Here is a 19,449-nt window from a genome sequence, read left to right as displayed (position 1 = left end):
TTCTCCGTAATCGGCCCGCGCCAAGGCACGCAGGGCCTTTCGGGCGCCAGCGTGGTGGGACGGGGCTTTATGATATGCCCCTATATATGGACTATTTCATGCTGCTTTGCACTAGATAATGTAGCTCGGGAAAATGGGGAGCGTTGTCCCGAATCAGCGGCAAGCTTAGCGTCAAGGCGTTTAGGGAAAGATTATTTTTTTAATTTTTCTTTTCCCCGCCTCAGGCCGTAAGGCTGCCCCAGCGTGCCTTTGCTGCCTCATCCTGCGCGCGGGGTTCGACCCAGGCGCTATGCCCGTTTTCAAATTCCTCGCGTTTCCAGAACGGTGCACTGGTCTTGAGCCAGTCCATCATGAAGGCGGTGCCATCCTGCGCAGCACCCCGATGGGCGGCGGCACACAGCACCAGCACGATGGGCATGCCCACCGCCAGCCTTCCCACCCGATGGATGACCGTGCAGCCCACCAGCCCGAATCGCGCACAGGCCGATTCGGCTATGCGACGCATCATGGATTCGGTCATGCCGGGATAATGTTCGAGTTCCAGCGCCATCAGCCCGCCACCACCCCGCACGATTCCGGTAAAGGCTGCGACTCCCCCCACATCCTCGTGCCCACGCAGCAGCAGCGCGGTTTCATGGGCGCTATCAAACGCTTCGGCCTGAACGCGGATCGTGACACGCGGCATGATGGTCTCAGCCCCCTGTTACCGGCGGGAAGAAGGCAATCTCGTCATGCGCGGCAATAGGGGCGGCAATCGTGGCGAAACTCTGGTTCACCGCCACGCGGATCAGTTCGGGCCTGGCGAAGATGGCGGCATATTCCCCGCCACGCGCGTTGAGCGCTGCAATCAGGTCCTGCACGCAATGTGCACCCTGCGGCACGGGCAGCGTCTCGCCGGAGCGGCCGAGGCGGTCGCGCAGCCATGCAAAATAAAGAATGCGTAGCATTCCGCTCTTCTCTCCCACTCAGGGCAGGCCCGGCACCCCGCCGGGGCGGGTCACGTCAGGGGGCCTGCTGTTCATGCACCGTGCCATCGGCGCTGACCTCGGTTGTGGTGCCATCGCCATTGGGCACGATGATCGCCGCATCCGATGCGTCCTTATGCGTCGCCCCCTGTCCAGAAGACAATGCGGAAACGTGCCCGGGCAGCCCATCGTCCGCTGCATCGTTGCCGATCTGCATCTCGCTGCCCGGGGGCAGGTCATGCTCTACCCCACCGGGCACGATGGCCGCCATCGCCTGCCCGGTCGCCGGAACCGCCCGCCCATCAGGCAGCACAGGCCAGATATTGCGCGCCTGCGGCATGATCGGCAGCACCTGCGGGGCCTGCCCGCTCACGCGGCGCATGTTTTCTCCCTCCGCACGCGGGGTATTGGGCAGGCTGCCGGGAAATTCGGTGTTATCGGCCAGAATCGGCCCGAACCCGCCACATCCTGCCAGCCCCACCAGCAATGACAGCACCATTGCATTGCGCACCACGCTCTTCCCTCGCCTCCTCGCCAGACCGGCGGGCGCATGGCCCGCAGGGACGATCAGCCATGAAGCGCGTTAATTTTTCATGTAGGTCAGGAAGATAATTTGGTGGCGCCCGAAGTGCCGCGCCCCACATGGCGCAGCCCGGTGGAGACATAATCCCACCCGGTAATCAGCGTCAGGGCGGCGGCGATCCACATCATGACGGCGCCAAGAGCATTGACCGGCAGCCAGTCGATATGCAGCAGCCCTGCCGTGCTGTCGCCTGCCAGCAGGAAGCCAATCGCCGTCATCTGGAATCCGGTCTTCCATTTGGCGAGTTTCGTCACCGGCAGGCCAACGCGGGTGGCAGCCAGATATTCGCGCAGGCCGCTGACCAGAATCTCGCGACACAGGATGATGATGGCGGGGTACAGGCACCAGTAAGGCAGCCGCCCCAGCCCCGCCATGACCATGAGCGACGCGCCGACGAGCAACTTGTCGGCAATGGGGTCGAGCATGCGACCAAGGTCGGAATTCTGGTTCCACGCCCGCGCCAGCTTGCCATCGAAGTAATCGGTAATGCCCGCCAGGATGAACAGCACGCACGCGGCACAATCGGTCTGGGCCGTGTGGATGACCACAAGCGCCACGACAATCGGCACCACGATGATGCGGGACAGGGTCAGGAGGTTGGGCAGGTCGGTAAGCATGCTGATACTGCTATAACCAAGAAAGGGAGAAAGCCAAGATACCGATAACGCCTATCAGGCAGTTTGCAGGCTCACATCTGCATGACAGCCCCTCACTCTCCTGTCCAGTCGGGATGGAAAAATCCGTAAATGACCCGCGCCATGTCGCGGTTGATTCCCGGCGCATGCTCCAGTTCCCCCAGACCAGCCTGCCGCACGCCACGCGCCGAGCCGAAATGCTTGAGCAGCGCGCGCTTGCGTGCCGGTCCAACGCCCGGAATATCATCAAGTTCCGAGCGCACCAGCGTTTTGGAGCGCCCGGCGCGGTGGGTGGTGATGGCGAAGCGATGCGCCTCGTCACGCAGGCGCTGGAGGTAGTACAGCACCGGATCACGCGGCGGTAACTGGAAGGGTGGCCTGTCGGCGGTATGGAACCACTCCCGCCCCGCATCACGGTCCGGCCCCTTGGCAATGCCCACCAGGGTCACGCCCGTCACGCCAAGTTCATCGAGCACGCCGCGCACGGCGGTGTACTGCCCTGCCCCGCCATCAATCAGCAGGATGTCGGGCCAGTCCTCTGGGCGCACGCCTTCCTCGCGGTCCTTGAGCGCCCGGCGGAAGCGTCGCTCGAGCACCTCGCGCATCATGGCGAAGTCATCGCCCGGCGTGACCGGTCCCTTGATGGAGAATTTGCGGTAGGCGCGTTTTTCAAACCCTTCCGGGCCGCCCACCACCATCACGCCATAGGGATTTGCCCCCTGAATGTGGCTGTTATCGTAGGTTTCGATGCGTTTGGGCGGAGAGTCGAGGCCAAACAGGTCGGCCACACCCTGCAACAGCTTCGCCTGCCCGGCACTTTCGGCCATTTTGCGCTCAAGCGCCTCGCGCGCGTTCAGGGCGGCATGCTCGATCACGCCGCGCTTCTCGCCCCGCTGCGGGTGGAAGATCTCGACCTTGCGGCCCCGGCGCAGGCTCAGAGCGGCGGTGAGCACGTCAAGCTCCGGCAGGTCCTGGTTGACGAGCACCTGCGCAGGCGGAGGCTTGTCATCGTAGAACTGCGCCATGAAGGCGGCGAGCACGTCGGGCGCGTTCTCATCGCGCGCATGGCTGGGAAAGAATGCCCGGTTGCCATTGTTGCGCCCCGCGCGGATGAAGAACACCTGAATGCAGGACTGCCCGGCAATCTGCCAGATGGCGATGATGTCCGCATCACTCACGCTGGAGGGGTTGATGACGCTGGAATCCTGCTGCAGGGCCGAAAGCCCGCGTATGCGGTCGCGAATGGCGGCGGCGCGCTCGAATTCCAGCGCCTCGGCAGCCTGTTCCATCTCAAGGCCCAGCTTCTCGCGCATGTCCGGGTCCTTGCCCGCCAGGAAGCTGCGCGCCTGGGCGGCAAGCTCGGCATAGTCCTCACGGCTGATGCGGTCGGTGCACGGCGCGGAGCAGCGATGGATCTGATGCAGAAGGCACGGGCGCGTGCGGCCCTGCATCTCGCTATCGGAGCACGAGCGCAGCAGGAAGGTGCGCTGGAGCAGGTTCAGCGTCTGGTTAACCGACCAGGCCGAGGCAAACGGCCCCCAGTACGAAGCCCCCTTGACCGGCTTGCCGCGGTGCTTGCTGATCTGGGGGAAGTCGTGCCGGTCGGTCAGCATGATCCACGGGTAGCTTTTGTCATCACGCAGCAGGATGTTGTAACGCGGCTGCATGCGCTTGATGTAGTTGGCCTCGAGCAGCAGGGCCTCGGCCTCGGTATGGGTGGTGACGATTTCCATGCTGCGCGTTTCCGACACCATGCGGCGCAGGCGCTCGGTCAGGCGGCTGACATGGGTGTAGGAGATCACGCGCTTCCTCAGGTTCAGCGCCTTGCCCACATACAGCACGTCCCCCTTTTCACCGAGCATGCGGTACACGCCGGGGGCCTGCGGCATGGTGCGCAGGGCATGATGGATCGCATCCACCCCTACCGGGCGGGTCGGTGCATCGGAAATGGCAGTTGTCATGGACGGCAGCCGTTCATCCACCGATAATGTGGATAAGTCTGTGGAGCAGGGGCCGAAAAAAACGTGCGGGTGGCGGTTTTCCGTTCCTGTACTTGGATTGCCCAAAAAAACATCACTAACAACAACCTACTGTTTTTAAACGATTATATTGGACAAGCCGGAGCCCGGAAAAAAAATCCGCTCCACGACAGGCCGGATTCAGGGCTGTCAACCCCACAGGTGGACAAATTATGGCATCTGTGTGTCGTGCTCACCGGATTGCATTTTTGCAGGAAATATCAGCCGCCTTTTGCCATTCGTTCCTGTTTTCGTCCTGCGCTGCGCCATGTAGGAGAAAAAAATATTCTTGTCAGCCTGCCACGGATCGGCAATGCAGCCGATATGCGTATCGTCACCTGGAATATCAATTCCCTCCGCCTGCGGATGCCGCTGCTTGCCCGGCTGTGCCAGGAAACATCGCCCGATATCGTCTGCCTGCAGGAAACCAAGGTGCCTGATGCCCTGTTCCCGCTTGAGGACGTGCGCGCCCTTGGCTTCGGCCATGTCGTGTTTCGTGGCATGAAGGGATATAATGGGGTGGCCATCCTGTCACGCCAACCCGTAACCGTGCTGGAAGATACGCCGGACTGGTGCGAAAAGGGTGACTGCCGCCACATTGCCGTGCGCCATGGCACGGGGGCCGACGCGATTGACGTGCATGATTTCTACGTGCCTGCGGGCGGCGATGTGCCCGACCCGGTTGAGAACCCCAAATTCGCCCACAAGCTGGCTTTCGTGGATGAGGCGCGCACGTGGTTCTCCGCGCGCAACATGCAGCGCACCGTGCTGGTGGGCGACCTGAACATCGCCCCCCTTGAGCAGGATGTATGGAGCCACAAGCAGTTGCTCAGGATCGTCAGCCACACGCCCGAGGAAACGGAACGTCTGCTGGCCTGGCAGCAGACCGGCTTCATCGATGCCATGCGCGAATTCGTACCGCCGGATGAAAAGCTTTATACGTGGTGGTCCTACCGCAACCGCAACTGGAGTGCGTCAAACCGGGGGCGGCGGCTGGACCATGTGTGGGTCACGCCCGACCTGCGTACTGCCCTGCGCGGCATGGAGGTCCTGCGCACCGCCCGCAACTGGGAAAAGCCCTCGGACCATGTGCCGGTGCTGATCGACCTTGAAGGCTGAGCGCAAGACAGCGCCTTCCGAAGCTTTTTGAAAAAACTTCACCAGAAACTTTTATCTTTATAAATCAGTTTTTTAAACGCGACCGGGCCGCCCGAAACCGGGCGGCCCGTCACAATCCATGGTTCAGAGCGCGGCCCGTTCAGGCAAGGGCGCTCTTGCCGCCTTCGGGGTCGAGACGGTAGCCGCCGCCTTCCGTCACCAGCAGGCTGGCATTGGTGGGGTCGGGCTCGATCTTCTGGCGCAGGCGGTAGATATGGGTTTCCAGCGTGTGCGTTGTCACGGCTGCGTTGTAGCCCCATACCTCATTGAGCAGCACCTGCCGGGGCACGGGGCGCGTGCCCGCGCGGTACAGGAACTTCAGGATGGCCGCTTCCTTCTCCGTCAGGCGGATACGGCGATTCTTGGCCGTCTCCTGCAACAGCTTTGCGGAGGGGCGGAAGATATACGGCCCGATGGCGAAGACCGCGTCCTCGCTGTTCTCGAAAATGCGCATCTGCGCACGCAGCCGGGCCAGAAGCTCCGCAATGCGGAACGGCTTGGCCACATAGTCATTGGCGCCCGCATCAAGGCCGCGCACCACATCCGTCTCGTCATCAGAGCCAGTCAGGATGATGATGGGAATGCGCTTGCCCTTGCGCCGCAGGTCAGCGCAGAAATCACGCCCGTCCCCGTCAGGCAGGGATACATCGAGGATGATCGCGTCAAAACGCGCCCCCGGTTTCTGCAGCTTTTCCCAGGCTTCGGCGACGGAGCCAGCCTCGATCGCTTCAAATTCACCATCAATCTGTAGCTGTTCAACGAGCATCTGACGTAAAGTCTGATCGTCGTCCGCTATCAGTATGGGACGTGCTCCTGCCATCGAACCCTCTTTATCACTTTAAGGCCGGCCCTTTATCGAGCCGGTCTCTGTCTTGCTGTTCATGCCTGGCCTCATGCCCGACAGGCCCATGACCCGCCGGCCCCGATGCCGTATGCAGACCGGATGAGGCCGGAGATAACATAAATACGACCCGATCCAGAGGAATTCATGATACGCGCTATTTTGCAAACGAATACAGGGCTGGATGCACAACTGCATTGCATTCGCGAAATTATGCCCGCCATCATCGGCGCGGGCGGCGTAAAAACCCGCAAAATCGAGGGAGATCACGCAACGCCTGCCGGTATTCTGCCATTGCGGCGCGTGTTCTATCGCGCCGACCGGGTGGCATCACCTGTTTGTCATCTGCCCGTCGAACCCCTCTCGCCGCTTGATGGCTGGTGCGATGACCCCTCCAGCCCCGATTACAACCGCCATGTCACCCTGCCCCACCCGGCCCGGCACGAGCGCCTGTGGCGCGAGGATCACGTTTACGACATTGTGGTGGTGCTTGGTTATAACGACGCGCCTGTCCATTCCGGTGCGGGGTCGGCCATCTTCCTCCACCTGCCGCCAAAGGGGGGCAGGCCCACGGAAGGCTGCATCGCCCTGCCCGAGCCCGCACTGCGCCATCTGCTCGCTGCGGGCCTTGCGGAAATCGAGGTCAGGCCGCCGGAATAGGCCCATCGACCACGGGCAGGTCCGTGCGGGTGGCATCCTGCCCCGGCGGCATGAACAGCACGATGATGTCACCCTCAGCCGGTTCGGCCGGAATCGCATCTTCGGCAGAGAAAACCCAGATCGCCGTACCCTTGCGAATAATCATGAACAGCATGGCCGGGCCATCGGTCAGCTGGGTTTCGCTGATGGTTTCATCGGCAATATAGCTGCCAAAGCGCCAGCCCTTGGCGTAGCGGGAATCGATGAGCGAGAAATTCCATGCAGGCTCGCCCAGCACCTTGCCGCGCGAATCCCGGCTCAGCCCGTGATACAGGTCCAGCCGCGCAATACCCGGACTGACCTGAAACACGCGCTGCCGCCCCAGATCTGGCGCCATGCGCGCGCAGACCAGGCCGTTATAGATGGCATCCGGCGTGGTGGCGATCAGGTAATCGGCAGGGCGTTCCTCAAGGCTTTCCTGCCCCTCGACCGAGAGCAGTTCGGCGCGCAGCACCGGTATGCCCAGCCCCGCCGCCTTGTTGAGCGCGGGCGCATACGTATCGACCAGCAGCACCGGCACACCCCGGTCATGCACCACACGGGCCAGGTTGGTGGACCACGCATTGGCCCCCATGATGGCCAGTGCCGGCTCATCGGACAGGGTCAGCCTGAGCGCGCGCGCCAGCGGCCTGAGCGAGAAGCCATGCAGGATCATGGTCGAGGCGATCAGCGCGAACACGGCGGGCGTGATCATGTTGGCCCCCGCGTAACCGGCCTCCTGCAACTGCAGCCCCACCACGCCGGACACGGCGGCGGCCACGATGCCGCGCGGCGCGATCCAGCCCACGAACAGCCGCTCCTGCCACGACATGCTCGCCCCGATGGTGGAGAGATAGATGCCCAGCGGCCTTACTACGAACATGACCGTGAACGTGAGCGCCATGATCGGCCAGGACAGCTCGGACAGCACCGTGCGCTGCAGATCCGCCGTCAGCAGCACGAACAGGCACGAAACCACGATCACGCCCAGCGATTCCTTGATGCGCTGGAGCTCCGACATGCCGGTCACGTGCAGATTGGCCAGCGCCATGCCGAACACGGTGGCCGCCATGAGGCCCGCGCCCTGCATGAGCAGGTTGCACACGGCCGCAACCCCCATGGCGAAGGCCAGGATCATGGGAATGCGCAGGATCTCGGGCAGCAGGTCGCGCGCCGAAAGGAACTTGATGAGCAGGGCAGGCAAAATGCCGCACCCGATGGAAAACATGGTGGCAAACAGCAGGTGCGGCCCGATTTCCACCGCTGCAAGCGACGCATCGGATGTGTGGCTGGAACTGATCAGCAGGCATTCCAGCATCAGGGTTGCCAGAATGGCAGCGATGGGATCGTTCACGATCGCCTCCCACCGCAGGAAGGCCGCCACCCTTGGCCGCAGCTTGGTGTGGCGCAGCAGGGGCAGCACTACGGTGGGCCCCGTCACCACCACAATGGCGCCGAACAGCCACGCCGTGCCCCAGTTCAGATGCCCCACGTAATGCGCGGCCAGCGAGCCGAGCACCCAGTTGATGGGCAGGGCGGCAGCCGTCAGGCGCAGCACGCCCTCGCCCGATTCACGCCACTGCCGCAGGTCAAGCGCCAGCCCGCCCTCGAACACGATGAACGCCACGGCCATGGAAACAAGCGGGTGGAAATACGGCCCGATGGCCGTGGCCGGATGCAGGATGCCAAGCCCCGGTCCGCAGATCAGCCCGAGGGCGAACAGCAGCACGATGGCAGGCAGCTTGAAGCGCCACGCCACCCATTGGGCCGCAATGCCGCCGCCTAGCACGAACAGAATTCCAATTGCCAGGTTTGTTGCCTGCATCCCGATGTCCCATAATGTTGCAAATGGCGCTGGTGCCAGCCTGCCGGTCGATCATGGAGGGGAACGCCCCCTCAGGCCCGCGCACGCCCATGCCTGCGCCGCATCCATGATCCCGTCAGCTTCGGCACATGACACTGTATATGTGCAACAATAACGCCTCAGGACAGGAAACCAGAACCAGCCCGTCATAGATAAGCCAAAAATATTTCTTGCCGCAACAGAATACGGCGCGAATGTTAAAGACCCCGCAGGCGCGCTTTGACTTTCTTTTGTTGTGCTGACGCTTTGTTGATGGCTGCCTTCACCCCTACAGGACGGGCACAGGATGCCATAAAATACCGCCTTCTTGAAAAGACGGACCTCATAATACCCTGAAATTATAAAAGTTTTTGGTGAAGCTTTTTTCAAAAAGCTTCAGGAACGTCGCCTTAAAAAAAGCGACACCCAAAAACTTTTCTTTTTATTCCGGAATAACGGTTTCAGCCCGCTTCACGCTGCATGATGGCGGCGAAAAAGCCATCCGTATGGTGCTGGCGCGGCGTAAGGCTGACCTGCCCGTCCCTGCTCAGCCCTGCAGGCAGATCATCCTCCGTGCCATCGGGCACGACCAGCGAGAAGGCTGGGTTGCGGGCCAGAAAGGCTGCGATCTGGTCGCCATTTTCCTCGCGCAGCACGGAGCAGGTGGCATAGACCATCCGCCCGCCCGGCCGCACAAGGGCTGCGGCGCGGTCCATGATCGCGGCCTGCTTTTCGGTCAGTTCCACAAGATCCTGCTCGCGCAGGCGCAGGCGGGCATCGGGGTTGCGCCGCCATGTGCCAGTGCCGGTGCACGGCGCATCGACCAGTACGCGGTCAAAGCTGCCACTGCGGCGGCGCGCCCAGCGGTCGCCTGCCACCAGCAGGTGGCGCTCGGCATTATGCACGCCCGCGCGGCGCAGGCGGCGCACTGCGCCCTCCAGCCGGGGCTCGGACACATCGCACGCCACGATATGCCCACGGTTCTCCATGGTCATGGCCATGCCCAGCGTCTTGCCCGCAGCACCTGCGCAGTAATCGAGCACGCGCATGCCCGGCCGCGCACCCACGGCAGCGACAACAAGCTGGCTGCCTTCATCCTGGATTTCGATCAGCCCGCTACGAAAGGCCGCGCATGACGTAATGGGCTGGCGACCCGCAACCCGCAGCCCCCAGGGCGAGAGCGTGGTATCAACCGCATGGATGCCCTCCCCCTCAAGGGCAGCCTGCGCGGTGGGGCGGTCGGATTTGAGCAGGTTGACCCGCAGGTCCAGCGTCGCCTCGCCATCCATGGCGGCGAGTTCGGCTTCCAGCCCTTCGCCAAAAGCGCGTTCAAGGCGGGGCAGCAGCCAGTCCGGCACTTCCAGCCGCACGGCGGCCGGCATGTCGGGGTGCAGCAGCCCCTGCCCCTCAAGCTGCGTATAAAGGCTGCTCTCGGAGCCAATCAGCCCCAGCGGCGCGTAGCGCTCGCCCGTAAAGAGATGTTGCGGGTTTTCACGCGCATCGGGGTCGAGCGCCATCATGGCCAGCACCAGCGTGCGGGGCGTGACCTTGCCCCCCACGCGTTCAATCCACCAGTGCAGCCTGCGCCAGTGCCGCAGCACGCGCCACACGCGTGCCGAGATGGCCCGGCGGTCGCCGCCGCCAATATAACGCCGTTCACGAAAGAAGGCATTGGCCAGCGCATCGGCGGGGCGCTGCGGCGTGGCCTCCATTGCGGCAAGCAGGTCAATGGCGGCGGAAAGCCGTGCGCTGGGTGTCATGAATCAGGGAACCGTTATTGTGGAGAAGGCCGGCAGGATCAGTCCTGCCGGTAGTTCGGGGCTTCACGCGTGATGGACACGTCATGCACATGGCTCTCGCGCAGGCCCGCGCCGGTAATGCGGCGGAAGCGCGCGCGGGTCTGCAGGTCGGCAATGGTGGCCGAGCCGGTATAGCCCATGCCCGCGCGCAGGCCGCCCACGAGCTGGTGCACCACGGCACCCATCGCGCCCTTGTAGGCCACGCGGCCCTCGATGCCCTCGGGCACCATCTTGTGCGTGTCCTTGATGTCCTGCTGGAAGTAGCGGTCTGCCGACCCGCGCGACATGGCGCCAAGGCTGCCCATGCCACGATAGGACTTGTAGGTCCGGCCCTGATACAGGAACACCTCGCCCGGCGCCTCTTCCGTGCCGGCAAGCAGCGAGCCGATCATGACCACGTCAGCGCCCGCACCGATCGCCTTCACGATATCGCCCGAGGTGCGCACGCCGCCATCGGCAATGGCGGGCACATCAAGCTCATGGCACGCGGCCGAGGTTTCCATCACGGCGGAGAACTGCGGCACGCCCACGCCCGCCACCACGCGCGTGGTGCAGATCGAGCCGGGGCCGATGCCCACCTTCACGCAGTCAGCGCCCGCGCCGATCAGCGCCTGCGCAGCCTCGGGTGTTGCGACATTGCCCGCGATGATCTGGATATCGTTCTCGATGGCGCGGATGCGCTCGATGCTTTTCAGCACGCCTGCCGAATGGCCATGGGCGGTATCGATCACCACCACGTCCACGCCTGCCGCGATCAGTTCACGTGCACGGGCCACGCCATCGTCGCCCACGCCGGTGGCGGCGGCGCACAGCAGGCGGCCAAGGCTGTCCTTGTTGGCCTGCGGGTACTGCACCGCGCGGTCCATGTCCTTGACGGTGATGAGGCCAATGCAGCGGTCCTCGTCATCAACGACCAGCAGCTTTTCAATGCGGTGGCGGTGCAGGAGCTGGCGGGCCTGGTCGCGGTCCACGCCGTTGCGCACGGTCACGAGGTTTTCGCGCGTCATGAGTTCATACACGCGCTGGGCGGGGTCGGTTGCGAAGCGCACGTCGCGGTTGGTCAGGATGCCCACGAGGCGGTTGGTCTCGCGCTCGACCACCGGCAGGCCGCTGATGCCGTGGCGCGACATGGTGGCGTTCACTTCAGCCAGTGTCTGGTCAGGATAGACGGTAACCGGGTTGACCACCATGCCCGATTCGAAGCGCTTGACGCGGCGGACCTGCTCGGCCTGCTGCTCGATGGTCAGGTTTTTATGAATGACGCCCAGGCCACCGTTCTGCGCCATGGCGATGGCCATATTATCTTCGGTCACGGTGTCCATGGCCGAGGAAATCAGCGGAATATTGAGGGTGATCTTGCGGGTCAGCCGGGTTTTTGTCGATGTCTGCGAAGGCAGCACGCTCGATTCATCGGGAACGACCAGCACGTCATCAAAAGCGAGGGCCTCGCGGATGCGATCCTCAAGCCGGGAAGTCGATGTAGTTTTTGAAATGGAAGACATGATGCAGGGCCCTCGTCAGCAGATGGCGGCTACCCCGCGCCTCGGGTCACCGACCGTTGGCGCCCCCTCTTAGGGGGCTAAGCAGGCGCTGGCAAGCATTACGCGCGGGCTTCATGCGCTTTCTGCCCATGCAGGGCAAAAAAACACCCGGCAGGCTGCCTTTACGCTGTCAGGCGCAGGCCGTCATACGCGGCCTCGACCCCTTCGGGCAGGTTGGCCTGCATCCATGCCCAGTCCATATCCGGCCCCATATGGGTCAGCACGGTGCGGCGCGGCTGTATGACCTCGCGCCATTGCAGCACGCGCTCCAGCCAGCCATGCGAAGGGTGAGTGGCGCGCTGGAAGCAGTCCACCACCCACGTATCGACCCCGCGCAGCACGGCAAGGGCGTGCGCGTCCATCTCGGCCACGTCGGTGCAGTAGGCCATCGGCCCCGCGCGCAGGCCCAGCGTTTCGGTGCGGCCATGGGTCTGGGCAAAAACCTGCACCTCCATCCCGGCCATGACCTGCGTGGAGGGCAGGCTTACGACATTCACGTCGAATATGGGGCGGAAGATGGCGGGCGGCGTCCAGGGGCGGAAGGCGTAATCGAAGCGGGTGCGGATCTCGTCCAGCACTTCCGCCGTGCCGTAGATGGGAATCGCGCCGTTGATGATGCGGTTGATGGCACGCAGTTCATCGAGCCCCAGAATATGGTCGGCATGGGCATGGGTGTAGACCACGGCATCGATCATGCCGATGCGCTGCGCCAGGAACTGCGCGCGCAGATCCGGCCCCGTATCGACAAGCAGCCTGCGGCCCGGACCGTCATCGATCAGCACCGAGGCCCGCGTGCGGCGGTTGCGCGGCTCGGTCGGGTCGCATTCGCCCCACTCCCCTGCCCCGTCAGGCCCGCCCAGCATGGGCACGCCCGCCGAACCGCCGCAGCCCAGTATGATCATGTCCATGCCGTTATACCGCCTGTGTGAACAGTCGACTGAAATTGCGCGTGGTCATCTCGGCAAATGCCGCGTCCTCCATGCCGCGCAGTTCGGCCAGCATGCGGGCAGTATAGGCCACGTAACCCGGCTCGTTGCGCTTGCCGCGTTTTGGCACCGGGGCAAGGTAGGGCGAATCGGTCTCGACCAGCAGCCGGTCAGCAGGCACGGATGCCGCCACATCACGCACCGCCTGCGCGCGGTTAAAGGTGGCGATGCCCGAAAAGCTGATATACCCCCCCAGCTCCAGCGCGCCCCGTGCCAGCTCCGGCCCGGATGAGAAGCAGTGAATCAGGAACGGAAACGCACCCCGTGCCCCGGTCTCGTCACGCAAAATGGCCAGCGTGTCGTCATCAGCCTCACGGGTGTGGATGACCAGCGGCAGGCCAGTGCGGCGGGCGGCGTCTATATGCACCCGAAAGCTTTCCTGCTGGCGGGGGCGGACATCTTTTTGGCCGTGAAAGTAGTCCAGCCCGCTCTCGCCAAGGCCCACCACGCGGGCATCATCGGCCATGGCCGCGAGTTCGGCGCCAGTCGGCAGCGCCTCCTCATCCACATGGTCGGGATGGGTGCCGATAGTGCACCACACCCGCAGGTCCGGCGCATCGAGCGTGGCGAGCGCCTTCTGCTGCTCCGCGCGTGACAGCCGTGTGCCGATGGTCACCAGCCCGTCCACCCCGGCTGCGCGCGTGCGGGCCAGGACTTCAGGCATTTCTTCAGCGGAGAAGTGGTCGAGATGGCAGTGGGAGTCGGTCAGTCCCGTGCGGGTCATGATGCCTCCGGCTCCTCATAACGCGGAAAGACGCCCTCCGGCTTGGGCAGCACGCGGCCTGCGGGCAGCGGGGTATCGAGGGCGGCAAAATCACGCTCGCCTTCTTCCACGCCAAGCTGAGTGAGCATTTTGTCCATGCTGCCGGGCATGTAGGGCTGGAGCACGGTGGCGATGACCCGCTGCGCATCGGTCAGCACGCGCAGCACGTCGGCCATGCGTTCGGGGTCGGTTTTCTTGAGCTTCCACGGCGCCTGATGGTCGATATAGGCATTGCACGCGCGGATCAGCTTCCACACTTCCTCCAGCGCATCGGTCAGGGCCTGCCGGTCGATCTGCTGGTGCATGATGTCGGGCAGCAGGCTGGCGGTGGCCAGCAGTTCGCGGTCCTCATCGGTATGTTTGCCCTGTGCGGGCAATCTGCCTTCGCAGTTGCGTGCAACCTGCGAGAGCGTGCGCTGGGCAAGGTTGCCGAGGTCATTGGCCAGCTCGACATTCATGCGCGTGATGATGGCGCGCCTGCTCAGATCGCTGTCACCGCCAAAAGGCATCTCGCGCATCAGGAAGAAGCGGATGGGGTCGAGGCCGAAGGTTTTCACCAGGTCGCGCGGGTCCACCACATTGCCCAGCGATTTGCTCATCTTCTGGCCTTCGATGGTCCACCAGCCATGCGAGAACACGCGCTCGGGCAATGGCAGGTCGGCTGCCATGAGCAGCGCGGGCCAGTAGATGGCGTGAAAGCGCAGGATATCCTTGCCCACAAGATGCAGGTTGGGCGGCCAGAAATCCCACCGCGCCGCCGTCTCGTCGGGGTAGCCCACGGCAGAGAGGTAGTTGGCCAGCGCATCAACCCACACATACATTACATGCTTGGGGTCGCCCGGCACGGGAATGCCCCAGTTGAAGCTGGTGCGGCTGACGGACAGGTCGCGCAATCCCTGCTTCACGAAGCTCTTCACCTCGTTACGGCGGCTCTGCGGCTCGATGAAGCCGGGGCGGGTTTCATAGAGTTCAAGCAGCCTGTCACTGAATTTGGACAGGTTGAAAAAGTAGGACGGCTCCTTCACCCACTCAACGGCAGCGCCCGTGGGGGCAACCTTTTTGCCTTCGGGTCCGTCGATCAGTTCTTCCTCGCCATAGAAGCATTCATCGCGGGTTGCGTACCAGCCTTCATAGGCATCGAGGTAGATGTGGCCGTTTTCCTCGAGCTTCTTCCACAGCGCCTGCGCCGCCTGCACATGGCGCGGCTCGGTAGTGCGGATGAAGTCATCATACGAGATGTCCATCTTGTCGTACATATCGCGGAAATCGGCCGCGACGGCATCGGCAAAGGCCTGCGGCTGCATGCCCTTTGCCCCGGCAGCCTGCTCCACCTTCTGGCCGTGCTCGTCGGTGCCGGTCAGGAAGAATACGTCAAAGCCTGCCAGCCGCTTGAAGCGGGCAATCACGTCGGCTGCAACCGAGGTGTAGGCGTGGCCGATATGAGGCGCCCCGTTCACGTAATAGATTGGTGTTGTGACGTAGTAGCGCCGTGTCATGTTTCACTCACCCGCGCAAGGGCCGTAAGGACCGCCTGCTGTTTATCCAGATTGAACTGTTCCGTCTCCGCGCGCAGCCGCATCATGTCCTGCCACAGCAGGGCCAGACGGGCCGGGCGCAGATCCGCTTTTTGCACCCTGTCCGTATTGGCGGCCAAGGCACGTGCCTTTTGAGATATGGCATCACACAGCAGATCGAAAAAGACGCAAAAGTCATTTTCCCGTTTTGTGACCTGTGCTGCAATGTCATACTCCGCCCCCTCGCCTGCCGTGCCCGCCATCACCCCGGCCACCAGCCGCGACAGGGCCGGACCATCGCCGCCAAGCAGTTCGAGCGCCTTGCCCGGCGCGCCATGCGCGAGCGGAATGATGGCCTCGATCGCATCATGCCGGGGTGCATCGGGCATGGCGGCCAGCACGGTGCGCATTGTCGCTTCATCAAGGGCGGACAGGCCCAGCACCCGGCAGCGGCTGCGGATGGTGGGCAGCAGGCGGCCGGGCACGGCTGTGGTCAGGATCAGGATGGCGCGCTCGGGCGGTTCTTCCAGAATCTTGAGAATGGCATTGGCCGCCGTGCGGTTCATGTATTCCGCGCCATCGACAATCACCACCCGCCAGCCGCCCTCGGCTGCCGTGCGCCGCAGGAAGGCGCCAATGGGGCGGATGTCATCGCCCACGATCTCGCGGCGCAGACGATTGCGCTTTTCATCCATGCCACGCGCGATGACCAGCAGGTCGGCATGGGTGCCTGCGGTGACACGACGGCCCACCGGGCTGTCATGGTCCTCGGCCCGCAGCAGGGCGCGGGCCATGAGAAAGGCCATACTGGCCTTGCCGATGCCCTCCGGTCCGGTCAGCAGCCAGGCATGGTGCAGCCGCCCCGTGCGCATGACCGCCTGGAATTCCCGCCATGCGGCATCATGACCCAGCAGATGGCGGCAGGTGCGCGGATCAGGCATGGGGCAGCAGCGGCGTTACGACATCGCGCAGGGCCTGCTGCACCGCCTGCGTCGTGCCACTTGCATCAATGCGGCGGCAGCGCGTGGCATCGCGCCGGGCAATGGCATCAAAGCCCTCGGCCACGCGGGCATGGAAGGCTGCTCCCTCCGCCTCATAGCGATCGGTGCGGGCATTGCCCCGCCCGGCCAGACGCGCCCCGGCCACCGCGGGCGGCACCTCGAGCATGAATGTCAGGTCAGGCACCACCGGAATCAGGCCACGCAGGGTGGCGATCAGGCCCAGCATGGCGGGGTCGCCATGGCTCAGGCCGTAGCCCTGATAGGCCTCGGTTGAATCGGCAAAGCGATCACAGATCACCACGCCGCCACGGGCCAGCATGGGCGCGATGCGCTGCTCGACATGGTCGGCGCGGGCGGCGAAATGGGCCATGACCTCGGCCCGGGCCGAAAGGCCGTGCCCGCCAAACAGCAGCAGCTCGCGCAGCGCCTCCGCCCCCGGCGTGCCACCCGGCTCGCGGGTAAGGTCCACCTCATGACCCTGCGCGCGCAGGGATTCGGCCAGCAGCCGCGCCTGGGTGGACTTGCCCGCCCCCTCGCCGCCTTCAAGCGTAATGAACAGGCCCGTCATGGCCTAGCCATGCCCCAGCTTGCGGCCCAGCACCGCCGTGGCGCGGCCCATCAGGCCAAGGCGCGGCACATCGGCACCCGCCACCAGCGGAATGCGGATCTCGGCAAGACCCGTATTGGCAATCACCATCTCGCCAAGCTGCTGGCCTGCGGTTACAGGGGCGGCCACGGGGCTGCGGTAGTCCATGCTCACATGCACCCGGTTCTGCCAGCCATGCGGCAGGGTGAGCGTGACATCACGGGTGGCCACCAGCGGCACGGTGGGCGCCTGCCCCAGCCAGACCGGGGCATGCTCCACCACAGCACCATTATGAAGCAGGGTCGCGTTCTCGAAATTGACGAACGACCACTCGAACAGACGCTCGCCCTCATTGGCGCGCGCGTTGCTGCTGGGCAGGCCGTTGATGGCCATGACCACGCGGTTGCCGCCGCGCTCGGCACTTGCGCACAGGCCGAAGCCACCGGCATCGGTGTGGCCGGTCTTGAGTCCGTCAGCCACGCCCTTGACCACCAGCGCGTTGCGGTTTTCCTGCGCGATCTTGTTGTAGCGGAAGCTCTTTTCCGAGAAGAAATGGTAATATTCGGGGTAATCATGGATCAGGTGCATGGCGATGGTCGCCACGTCGCGCGCGGACATGTAATGCCCGTCCATCGGCCAGCCGGTCGCGTTGAGGAAATGGGTATTGGTCATGCCCAGCTGTGCGGCCTGTGCGTTCATCAGGCTGACAAACTGGTCCTCGGAGCCTGCCACCCCTTCCGCCAGCACGATGCAGGCATCATTGCCGGACTGGATCACCATGCCCTGGATCAGGTCGGCCACGGCCACGGTGCCGTTGAGCGGCACGAACATCTTCGAGCCCTGCATGCGCCATGCCTTCTCGCTCACCGGCAGCATCTGCTCCAGCGTCAGCCTGCCCGCGCGCAGCATGCTGAACACGATATAGGCTGTCATCATCTTGGTCAGCGATGAGGGCGGCATGCGTTCGTCGGCCGCCTTCTCCAGAATGACCGCGCCGGTGGTGTAATCGACAATGCACGCCCAGCGCGCAATGGTGTCGATCGGGCCGATCAGGCTGTTGGCAGGCGAGGACGCAACGACAGGCGCTGCCGCATCAACGGCGGCAGGACCGGCAGGGTGGCGGCGCCGGGCCGCAGGTGCGGCAAGCGCCGTAGAGGAAACAAGAAGGCTGGTGGCCCCAGCCAGAAGAAAACGTCGGGTGTGCATTGCGTCCTTGGTCCGGTAGGTGCCAGCCGCGCGCACGACTGGCGTGACGGAAGGCGTCACGTGATTTCGTTGCCGAGCAGGCCCACGGCCAGTGCATAGAAATCGGAAGGATTGTAGCGACGGATCGCGGCGAAATTGCGATAGACCATGAAAGCCTCGCCCCCAGGCCCATCGGGGCGCAGCACCGCGCCGGTGGTGGTGGGGTCGGCAAAGGGCGCGCCGCCCATCTGGCGCACACCCATGGCCATCCACTCTGCATGGGTGCGGGTGTGGGTGCGCCCGAGTTCGGATTGCGCCACGCTGTCGGGCACGGTGATTTCCTGCCCCCAGCTTTCGCCCCCCACCCAGCCCGAACCTGCCAGATAGTTGGCGATGGAGCCGAAGATGTCGGGGATGGAATGCCAGATGTCGCGCCTGCCATCGCCATCAATATCCACGGCATATTTCAGGTAGGCGCTGGGCATGAACTGCGGCTGGCCCATGGCGCCGGCATAGCTGCCGATCATGAGTTCGGGCGTGATGTCGCCCGCATTGAGAATGGCAAGCGCGTGAAAGAGTTCATCATGGAAGAACTGTGCCCGCCTGCCCTCGAAGGCCAGCGTGCACAGCGCATCGACCACATTGAATTTGCCGGTCATGGCGCCATAGCCCGATTCCAGCCCCCAGATGCCCATCACCGCGCCGGGCGAGACATTGTAGCGGGTCAGCACCTGCTGCTCGAGCACGCCGCGCTGGGTGGCGAAGGCCGTGCGCCCGTCACTGATCTTGCGCCCGCCGAGCACGCGGCTGCGGTACTGCGCCCAGGTCAGATGAAATTCCGGCTGGTTGTGGTCGCGCTGGATCACCTGCGCATTGGGCGCCTGCAGGTCGAGCGCCTGGGTCACGGCAGGCGCGTTCAGCCCCTGCCGACTCGCCTCGCGCCGGATGGCGGCGAGAAAGCCAGGGTAATCCCCGCCGCCCGCCGGTAATGCAGGGGACTTGTGGCGCGCAGCCTGCGCGGGCAGCAGCCACGCGGCACCCGCCCCGGCAAGGGAAGCAGCGGCTGTATGGAGGAGACGACGACGTACGAGCATGTCAGATGCTGTGCCACGCCACCACGCCCGTTTCAATCTCTGACTTGCGACTGCGCCCCTCTGGCAGGCAGCGCGATACATTATGCGACATAATTTCGCGTTTGTGACCATAGGCGAAGCATGCAACAAGAACGCCGGACGCCGCCCCGCGTTGGGCGGATGGCCGATCTTTAATTACCTGCCCGCATGCCCCGCCCGCATGCCGGGCTGACCAGAAGGCATGTTCTTGTCCAGCCACGGTTTACCCCGCCCGCCCCGC

Annotated in this window: 18 protein-coding genes; 2 read left to right on the top strand and 16 right to left on the bottom strand. The window is 64.0% G+C overall.

The annotated features are described in order from the left end of the window. Positions 1 to 220 precede the first annotated feature (220 nt). The 5 genes from FMA36_RS12315 to uvrC all read right to left on the bottom strand — a co-directional run bounded on the left by FMA36_RS12315 (position 221) and on the right by uvrC (position 4,144). Positions 221 to 685: a molybdenum cofactor biosynthesis protein MoaE gene (locus tag FMA36_RS12315; protein ID WP_159262614.1), complete on the bottom strand. Its 465-nt coding sequence runs from the start codon at positions 683 to 685 to the stop codon at positions 221 to 223. 7 nt (positions 686 to 692) lie between these two features. Beyond that, the gene (gene moaD / locus FMA36_RS12310; RefSeq protein WP_159262612.1) at positions 693 to 947 is read right to left on the bottom strand and encodes a molybdopterin converting factor subunit 1; all 255 of its coding nucleotides are present in this window, start codon (positions 945 to 947) and stop codon (positions 693 to 695) included. Positions 948 to 1,002: 55 nt separating this feature from the next. Then, positions 1,003 to 1,464, bottom strand: a complete 462-nt coding sequence (locus FMA36_RS12305; protein WP_159263916.1) for a hypothetical protein — start codon at positions 1,462 to 1,464, stop codon at positions 1,003 to 1,005. 101 nt (positions 1,465 to 1,565) lie between these two features. Then, the gene (gene pgsA, locus FMA36_RS12300) at positions 1,566 to 2,165 is read right to left on the bottom strand and encodes a CDP-diacylglycerol--glycerol-3-phosphate 3-phosphatidyltransferase (RefSeq protein ID WP_159262610.1); all 600 of its coding nucleotides are present in this window, start codon (positions 2,163 to 2,165) and stop codon (positions 1,566 to 1,568) included. A gap of 92 nt (positions 2,166 to 2,257) precedes the next feature. Next, positions 2,258 to 4,144, bottom strand: coding sequence for an excinuclease ABC subunit UvrC (gene uvrC / locus FMA36_RS12295; RefSeq protein WP_167518029.1), 1,887 nt, complete (start codon positions 4,142 to 4,144; stop codon positions 2,258 to 2,260). A gap of 381 nt (positions 4,145 to 4,525) precedes the next feature. On the opposite strand from uvrC, the gene FMA36_RS12290 reads away from it, so the two are divergent. Beyond that, positions 4,526 to 5,320 (top strand): exodeoxyribonuclease III, encoded by a 795-nt coding sequence (locus tag FMA36_RS12290; RefSeq protein ID WP_159262606.1) that lies wholly within the window; start codon positions 4,526 to 4,528, stop codon positions 5,318 to 5,320. 139 nt (positions 5,321 to 5,459) lie between these two features. Here FMA36_RS12290 and FMA36_RS12285 read toward each other — a convergent pair whose 3' ends face one another. Beyond that, on the bottom strand, positions 5,460 to 6,179 hold the full coding sequence (locus FMA36_RS12285; protein ID WP_061273227.1) for a response regulator transcription factor: 720 nt from the start codon (positions 6,177 to 6,179) through the stop codon (positions 5,460 to 5,462). A 168-nt stretch (positions 6,180 to 6,347) separates the two neighbouring features. Between FMA36_RS12285 and FMA36_RS12280 the strand changes: the two genes are divergently transcribed. Then, on the top strand, positions 6,348 to 6,860 hold the full coding sequence (locus FMA36_RS12280; RefSeq protein ID WP_167518028.1) for a L,D-transpeptidase family protein: 513 nt from the start codon (positions 6,348 to 6,350) through the stop codon (positions 6,858 to 6,860). On the opposite strand, the gene FMA36_RS12275 is transcribed toward FMA36_RS12280, so the two are convergent. The 10 genes from FMA36_RS12275 to FMA36_RS12230 all read right to left on the bottom strand — a co-directional run bounded on the left by FMA36_RS12275 (position 6,844) and on the right by FMA36_RS12230 (position 19,190). Next, positions 6,844 to 8,703 (bottom strand): cation:proton antiporter, encoded by a 1,860-nt coding sequence (locus tag FMA36_RS12275; RefSeq protein WP_159262604.1) that lies wholly within the window; start codon positions 8,701 to 8,703, stop codon positions 6,844 to 6,846. The genes FMA36_RS12280 and FMA36_RS12275 overlap by 17 nt on opposite strands. A gap of 479 nt (positions 8,704 to 9,182) precedes the next feature. Beyond that, positions 9,183 to 10,481 carry an RsmB/NOP family class I SAM-dependent RNA methyltransferase gene (locus FMA36_RS12270; protein ID WP_159262602.1) on the bottom strand — a complete coding sequence of 433 codons (1,299 nt, stop codon included), beginning with the start codon at positions 10,479 to 10,481 and terminating at the stop codon, positions 9,183 to 9,185. 38 nt (positions 10,482 to 10,519) lie between these two features. Further along, the gene (gene guaB, locus FMA36_RS12265; protein ID WP_159262600.1) at positions 10,520 to 12,022 is read right to left on the bottom strand and encodes an IMP dehydrogenase; all 1,503 of its coding nucleotides are present in this window, start codon (positions 12,020 to 12,022) and stop codon (positions 10,520 to 10,522) included. A gap of 161 nt (positions 12,023 to 12,183) precedes the next feature. After that, positions 12,184 to 12,969 carry an MBL fold metallo-hydrolase gene (locus FMA36_RS12260; protein WP_159262598.1) on the bottom strand — a complete coding sequence of 262 codons (786 nt, stop codon included), beginning with the start codon at positions 12,967 to 12,969 and terminating at the stop codon, positions 12,184 to 12,186. 4 nt (positions 12,970 to 12,973) lie between these two features. Continuing rightward, positions 12,974 to 13,771, bottom strand: a complete 798-nt coding sequence (locus tag FMA36_RS12255; protein WP_159262596.1) for a TatD family hydrolase — start codon at positions 13,769 to 13,771, stop codon at positions 12,974 to 12,976. Next, positions 13,768 to 15,306: a methionine--tRNA ligase gene (metG, locus tag FMA36_RS12250; RefSeq protein ID WP_159262595.1), complete on the bottom strand. Its 1,539-nt coding sequence runs from the start codon at positions 15,304 to 15,306 to the stop codon at positions 13,768 to 13,770. Before metG ends, FMA36_RS12255 begins: the two co-directional genes overlap by 4 nt. Further along, entirely contained in the window at positions 15,303 to 16,265 is a 963-nt protein-coding gene (locus tag FMA36_RS12245) for a DNA polymerase III subunit delta' (protein ID WP_159262594.1), read from the bottom strand. Before FMA36_RS12245 ends, metG begins: the two co-directional genes overlap by 4 nt. Then, the gene (gene tmk / locus FMA36_RS12240; RefSeq protein ID WP_159262592.1) at positions 16,258 to 16,893 is read right to left on the bottom strand and encodes a dTMP kinase; all 636 of its coding nucleotides are present in this window, start codon (positions 16,891 to 16,893) and stop codon (positions 16,258 to 16,260) included. The genes FMA36_RS12245 and tmk overlap by 8 nt, the downstream gene beginning before the upstream one ends. Before the next feature lie 3 nt (positions 16,894 to 16,896). Continuing rightward, on the bottom strand, positions 16,897 to 18,177 hold the full coding sequence (locus FMA36_RS12235) for a D-alanyl-D-alanine carboxypeptidase family protein (protein WP_159262590.1): 1,281 nt from the start codon (positions 18,175 to 18,177) through the stop codon (positions 16,897 to 16,899). Continuing rightward, positions 18,174 to 19,190 (bottom strand): lytic murein transglycosylase, encoded by a 1,017-nt coding sequence (locus tag FMA36_RS12230; RefSeq protein ID WP_167518027.1) that lies wholly within the window; start codon positions 19,188 to 19,190, stop codon positions 18,174 to 18,176. Before FMA36_RS12230 ends, FMA36_RS12235 begins: the two co-directional genes overlap by 4 nt. Positions 19,191 to 19,449 lie beyond the last annotated feature (259 nt).

Source organism: Komagataeibacter xylinus (assembly GCF_009834365.1).
GTDB lineage: Bacteria > Pseudomonadota > Alphaproteobacteria > Acetobacterales > Acetobacteraceae > Komagataeibacter > Komagataeibacter xylinus_D.
This window is presented reverse-complemented; position numbering and strand designations above follow the sequence as displayed.

Excerpts from the sequence above, each read along its gene's own strand:
- FMA36_RS12255 (WP_159262596.1), bottom strand. The coding sequence starts at position 13,771 with ATGACCCGCACGGGACTGACCGACTCCCACTGCCATCTCGACCACTTC.
- guaB (WP_159262600.1), bottom strand. The coding sequence starts at position 12,022 with ATGTCTTCCATTTCAAAAACTACATCGACTTCCCGGCTTGAGGATCGC.
- FMA36_RS12260 (WP_159262598.1), bottom strand. The coding sequence starts at position 12,969 with ATGGACATGATCATACTGGGCTGCGGCGGTTCGGCGGGCGTGCCCATG.
- pgsA (WP_159262610.1), bottom strand. The coding sequence starts at position 2,165 with ATGCTTACCGACCTGCCCAACCTCCTGACCCTGTCCCGCATCATCGTG.
- FMA36_RS12245 (WP_159262594.1), bottom strand. The coding sequence starts at position 16,265 with ATGCCTGATCCGCGCACCTGCCGCCATCTGCTGGGTCATGATGCCGCA.
- FMA36_RS12275 (WP_159262604.1), bottom strand. The coding sequence starts at position 8,703 with ATGCAGGCAACAAACCTGGCAATTGGAATTCTGTTCGTGCTAGGCGGC.
- FMA36_RS12285 (WP_061273227.1), bottom strand. The coding sequence starts at position 6,179 with ATGGCAGGAGCACGTCCCATACTGATAGCGGACGACGATCAGACTTTA.
- FMA36_RS12270 (WP_159262602.1), bottom strand. The coding sequence starts at position 10,481 with ATGACACCCAGCGCACGGCTTTCCGCCGCCATTGACCTGCTTGCCGCA.
- FMA36_RS12305 (WP_159263916.1), bottom strand. The coding sequence starts at position 1,464 with ATGGTGCTGTCATTGCTGGTGGGGCTGGCAGGATGTGGCGGGTTCGGG.
- tmk (WP_159262592.1), bottom strand. The coding sequence starts at position 16,893 with ATGACGGGCCTGTTCATTACGCTTGAAGGCGGCGAGGGGGCGGGCAAG.
- FMA36_RS12280 (WP_167518028.1), top strand. The coding sequence starts at position 6,348 with ATGATACGCGCTATTTTGCAAACGAATACAGGGCTGGATGCACAACTG.
- uvrC (WP_167518029.1), bottom strand. The coding sequence starts at position 4,144 with ATGACAACTGCCATTTCCGATGCACCGACCCGCCCGGTAGGGGTGGAT.
- metG (WP_159262595.1), bottom strand. The coding sequence starts at position 15,306 with ATGACACGGCGCTACTACGTCACAACACCAATCTATTACGTGAACGGG.
- moaD (WP_159262612.1), bottom strand. The coding sequence starts at position 947 with ATGCTACGCATTCTTTATTTTGCATGGCTGCGCGACCGCCTCGGCCGC.
- FMA36_RS12230 (WP_167518027.1), bottom strand. The coding sequence starts at position 19,190 with ATGCTCGTACGTCGTCGTCTCCTCCATACAGCCGCTGCTTCCCTTGCC.
- FMA36_RS12315 (WP_159262614.1), bottom strand. The coding sequence starts at position 685 with ATGCCGCGTGTCACGATCCGCGTTCAGGCCGAAGCGTTTGATAGCGCC.
- FMA36_RS12290 (WP_159262606.1), top strand. The coding sequence starts at position 4,526 with ATGCGTATCGTCACCTGGAATATCAATTCCCTCCGCCTGCGGATGCCG.